This window comes from Desulfosarcina cetonica JCM 12296 (assembly GCF_001311845.1).
Lineage (GTDB): Bacteria > Desulfobacterota > Desulfobacteria > Desulfobacterales > Desulfosarcinaceae > Desulfosarcina > Desulfosarcina cetonica.
Genome location: NZ_BBCC01000319.1, coordinates 1 through 4,250, shown reverse-complemented (window position 1 = coordinate 4,250; position 4,250 = coordinate 1). Strand labels below are relative to the sequence as shown.

Genomic DNA, 4,250 nt, shown 5'->3' with positions numbered 1-4,250 from the left:
CCAGCGGGTGTGTGGCGGGCCGGACGACCTTGCGGCCTTTCTGGCAACGGTCGAGGCGCTCGGCGGTGAGGGCGTGATCGTCAAGGACCCGTCGCTGGCATTCCATGCCGGTCGCAGCCCCTTTGTCTTGAAGGTAAAACACTTCAGCGACATGGAGGCGTCGTGATCGGCCACAATCCGGGCAAGGGCCGCTTCGCGGGTATGCTGGGAAGCCTGACCCTGCGGCTGGAAAGCGGCGTGGTCTTCAACCTGGGATCGGGGTTTACTCTCGATGAACGCCGGCATCCACCGCTACCGGGCGCAGTGGTGACGTTCAAATACCAGGGCTTCACCCAAAAGGGTATCCCCCGGTTTGCTTCCTTTTTGCGGGTGAGAAAGGATTGATGAACCTATATTGGGCTTTTTACGAATCCGTCACAATTGCCGAAAGGACGAATATGCGAAATATGCGCACCATGCAAAGTGATGCCAAACTGATCGACGTCGCCCTCGGACGTGCGCCGGGCGATCTGGCCATCGTGAATGCCAGGCTGGTCAACGTTTACACAGGCGAGATCCTGGACGGCCAATCCGTGTGCACCAGCGGCGCCTGGATCGCCTGCGTGGGCGAGGATGTCGGCCACGCCATCGGACCGCAGACCCAGGTGATCGATGCCGCCGGGGCGACCCTCATTCCGGGGTTGATCGACGGCCATGCCCACCTGGCCTGGCTCTTCACGGCCGGTGAATTTCTCCGGCATGCGGCCCGGGGCGGGACCACCAGCATCGTCACCGAGACCCTGGAGGTCTATCCGGTGGCCGGCTTGCCCGGCATGCTGGACTTTCTCGCCTCCCTGGCCGATCAGCCGATCAGATTTTTCGCCACGGCACCGTCCATGGTCTCCATCAGCCGGGCCGCCACGGGTATCGATCCGGCGGACCTGCGGCAGCTTTGGCGCGCGACGAGATCGTCGGCTTGGGCGAGTCTTACTGGCAGGCGGTGGCCCAACACCCGGAGGATTATCGACTGGCCTTTACCGATACCCGTGCCTCCCGCAAGACCCTCGAGGGGCACTCCGCCGGAGCCAGGGGCATCAAACTCCAGGCTTACTTGGCCTACGGGATCTCGTCCTGCCACGAGCCGATCAAGGCCGATGAGGTCCTCGAGCGGCTGCGGCTGGGTATCTACGTGATGATTCGCGAGGGCAGCATCCGCCGCGATCTGGCCGAAATCGCCGCCATCCGAGACATGGGGGTCGATTCCCGGCGGTTGATCCTGACCACCGACGGCATTTCCCCCGAGGATCTTCTGGCGATGGGGTACATGGAATATCTCGTGCAAAAGGCCATCGACTGCGAATTCGATCCGGTTACCGCCATCCAGATGGCAACGCTCAACGTGGCCGAGCATTTCGGCCTGGACGACCGCATCGGCGGGATCGCCCCGGGAAAACTGGCCGACATGGTGTTGATTCCCGACCCCAGGACCATCCGGGCGACCTGTGTGGTCAGCAACGGTCGGATCATCGCCCGTGACGGCCGGCTGGAAGCATCCCCTCGCAAACACGAATTCACAGCCGAGAGTCTGAACAGCATCCGGTTGGCGGAACCGGTTGGTGCCGATGATTTCAGTGTGCCCGTACCCGGCCATGGGTCCAGCGCGACGGTGCGCGTGATCGAGATGGTGACCGACCTGGTGACCCGCGAGGTGCGCCTGACCCTGCCGGTGATCGGCGGCATGCTTGCCGCGACCCGGCCAACGATATCGTGAAGATCGCCACCATCGACCGCACCAACCGCCGGGGCGCTCTTTCACCGGTCTGATCAAGGGCTTTGGCCTGCGTTCGGGCGCCGTGGCCTCCAGCGCGGCCTGGGACACCACCTGCATTGTCGTGGTCGGCGCCGACGAGACGGACATGGCCCTGTGTGTCAACCGGATTCGCGAGCTTCAAGGCGGTGCCGTGGTCGTCGACGGCGGCCGGGTGGTGGCGGAACTGCCCATGCCCGTTTTCGGAATTATTTCCGAAGCGCCCCTGGAGACGCTCATCGACCAGCGCCGGGCGCTCAGAGAGGCCATTTCAGGCCTGGGCGTCGTTTTTCCCGATCCCATGCTGACCTTGATTACCCTGACCGGTGGAGCGATTCCCTATTTGCGCATCTGCGAGGAAGGGCTGGTCAATCTCAAGGACGGCCTGACGATGGATTTGTTTTGTGCCGAGGAATAGGGAACGGTTCTATTGATCGATGGCCTGAAAGCTCTGTGACGATGACGAAAAAAAAGACTCCCTGGAGCATGTCCTCCAGTCGGTATGGGCGCTGCTCGGCCGGGGGGCGGCCCATTTCAGCGACCCCTTCAACCGGCCGGCCCTGGCCACCGGCCATGCCACCGGTTGCGGCGTGCGCACGGTGATCCTGCGCCAGGCCGATGCGGACGGCCGCCAACTGATCTGCTACGCGGATCTCCGTTCGCCCAAGATCGGCGAAATCAAGGCCTGCGGGAGGGCTCAGTGGCTGTTCTACCATCCCCGCAAAATGGTGCAGGTCAGAATCTCCGGGAGGGTCACGGTGCACAGTGGCGACGCCACGGCTGAGGCGTTCTGGAAGCGCGTCAAGGGCTTGAGCCGACTCAACTATTGCGCCGAGCAGCCGCCCGGATCGCCCCTGGACCAGCCTTCGGCGGGCCTGTCGGCCAGGCTGCTCAAGGATTTGCCCAACCTGATGGACAGCAACGCCGGCCGGGACCATTTCGCCGTCATCATCGGTCGGGTGGAGACCATCGACTGGCTGCGGCTGCGGCCATCGGGCAACGTGCGTGCGCGTTTCCAATGGGAAGACGGCCACTTGCAGGCCAGCTGGGTGGTGCCGTGAAGTGAATGCCGCGTTTTTTCGCATGCCGCATGCCGTTGATGATTTGCCGAGATGGCAGTGTGTTATGTCGATCCTGGGCCGGATTCGATGCGGGAATGACTGTTTTGTCCTAAAGAAAGTCCCCCTTGCGCCGATATTCGAAACTTGGCGCATTTTCCGTTTTTCCGGCTTCTCCGGCCCCTCGCCGGGCGTTGACCGGGCATTGTACGCCATTTCCCACGGCCCACGCCGTTTCCCAAAATAAAACCGGACGATATTGAAGGGGGTTACATGGTCGCCAGAACCATCGTCGCGTTTGCCGTGGTCCTCTGCCTCGCCTGCGGCGGATCAGCCACTGTGATGCAGCACTATCTGACCTACTCGGCCAAGGTACGCGAAGCGAGGCCCGTCACGGGCATCTGGTGGTGGGCAAACGCGAACTGCCCTGGGCCTTCTCGCGGGTAGGCCGCGGCGACGTTTCCTATTCACTCCGGTTCCGCAGTCAATTGTGGGGCGAGGACGGCTATTTTCCCGATACGACACCGGTCATTCCGCCGTCGAGCGATGTCCGCGTTTCACAGGCATCCCTGTCCAGGGGGTACTACATCGGCGACCATTGGCTGAAGGGAACGCCGGCGGATTGGCTGTTTGTCCATTGGGCCGCCGACCGGTCGGCATTTGTGGCTCCCGATGCCATCGATGCCCTCGTTAATGATTTCCATATCCCGATTCATGGGGAGGGAGAACCCCCACGGCTTCGTCCGATGACCGGTTCGTGATCCCGGACGGTCAATTCTGGCGCGTATTGTGATGATCAATCATTTCTGAATGAGGAGTCGAAAATGAAAGTAAAACCGATTGGGTTGGCAATTTCTTTGCTGGCGGTGTTGTTGGCCGGCGAAATGGCGTTTGCCGGTATCATGGGAAATGACGAGTGCCGCCGTAATTGTGCGGATTCCTACCGGAACTGCAAGCAGAAAGAGACCGCCGCTTCTGCGGTGGATGATATCTCCTGCCATGAACTGCGGGAGATGTGCATCCAACGCTGCGATAACATCAGCGGATACGTGGACTGCAAGGAGAAATGCCATGGCGATGAGAGCTGTCTGAAGACCTGCAAAAGCGAATTCAGTAGCAACGTGAAGGATTATCGGCCCTATCTGGATCGCCACAAGAAATAGTCGCAAGCGAACGAATTTCTCAATTCGCGCCAGTGCCCACCGATGCCGCCACCGGCCCTCGGTGGGCATTTTTCGTTTCTGGCGCCTATCTTTCCTCTTCGGGATAAAGATCGATGGTCACCGTATAGGCCCCGTCCTCGTAGTGGCGGCGCGCGGTAAAGCCGCTTTGTTCAAATACCTTGAGCATGGCCTGGTTGGTGGCCAGCACGTCGGCGGTCATGGCCCGGGCGCCGCGCTGGCGGG

Annotated in this window: 7 protein-coding genes; all 7 read left to right on the top strand. The window is 61.5% G+C overall.

Features of this window, described 5'->3' with window-relative positions; translation table 11 throughout:
* The first annotated feature begins 162 nt into the window (after positions 1 to 162).
* Positions 163 to 384, top strand: coding sequence for a hypothetical protein (locus tag JCM12296_RS32885; protein ID WP_054702014.1), 222 nt, complete (start codon positions 163 to 165; stop codon positions 382 to 384).
* A gap of 62 nt (positions 385 to 446) precedes the next feature.
* Entirely contained in the window at positions 447 to 1,172 is a 726-nt protein-coding gene (locus JCM12296_RS46615; RefSeq protein ID WP_246805243.1) for a hypothetical protein, read from the top strand.
* Positions 1,172 to 1,750 carry an amidohydrolase family protein gene (locus tag JCM12296_RS46610; protein WP_054702008.1) on the top strand — a complete coding sequence of 193 codons (579 nt, stop codon included), beginning with the start codon at positions 1,172 to 1,174 and terminating at the stop codon, positions 1,748 to 1,750. Before JCM12296_RS46615 ends, JCM12296_RS46610 begins: the two co-directional genes overlap by 1 nt.
* Positions 1,722 to 2,204: an adenine deaminase C-terminal domain-containing protein gene (locus JCM12296_RS46605; protein WP_054702006.1), complete on the top strand. Its 483-nt coding sequence runs from the start codon at positions 1,722 to 1,724 to the stop codon at positions 2,202 to 2,204. Before JCM12296_RS46610 ends, JCM12296_RS46605 begins: the two co-directional genes overlap by 29 nt.
* 61 nt (positions 2,205 to 2,265) lie before the next feature.
* Entirely contained in the window at positions 2,266 to 2,847 is a 582-nt protein-coding gene (locus tag JCM12296_RS32865; RefSeq protein WP_083456748.1) for a PNPOx family protein, read from the top strand.
* 401 nt (positions 2,848 to 3,248) lie between these two features.
* Entirely contained in the window at positions 3,249 to 3,605 is a 357-nt protein-coding gene (locus JCM12296_RS32860) for a hypothetical protein (protein WP_054701999.1), read from the top strand.
* 63 nt (positions 3,606 to 3,668) lie between these two features.
* Positions 3,669 to 4,007 (top strand): hypothetical protein, encoded by a 339-nt coding sequence (locus tag JCM12296_RS32855; RefSeq protein ID WP_054701995.1) that lies wholly within the window; start codon positions 3,669 to 3,671, stop codon positions 4,005 to 4,007.
* Positions 4,008 to 4,250: the final 243 nt, after the last annotated feature.

Excerpts from the sequence above, each read along its gene's own strand:
- JCM12296_RS32855 (WP_054701995.1), top strand. The coding sequence starts at position 3,669 with ATGAAAGTAAAACCGATTGGGTTGGCAATTTCTTTGCTGGCGGTGTTG.
- JCM12296_RS46615 (WP_246805243.1), top strand. The coding sequence starts at position 447 with ATGCGCACCATGCAAAGTGATGCCAAACTGATCGACGTCGCCCTCGGA.
- JCM12296_RS46610 (WP_054702008.1), top strand. The coding sequence starts at position 1,172 with ATGATTCGCGAGGGCAGCATCCGCCGCGATCTGGCCGAAATCGCCGCC.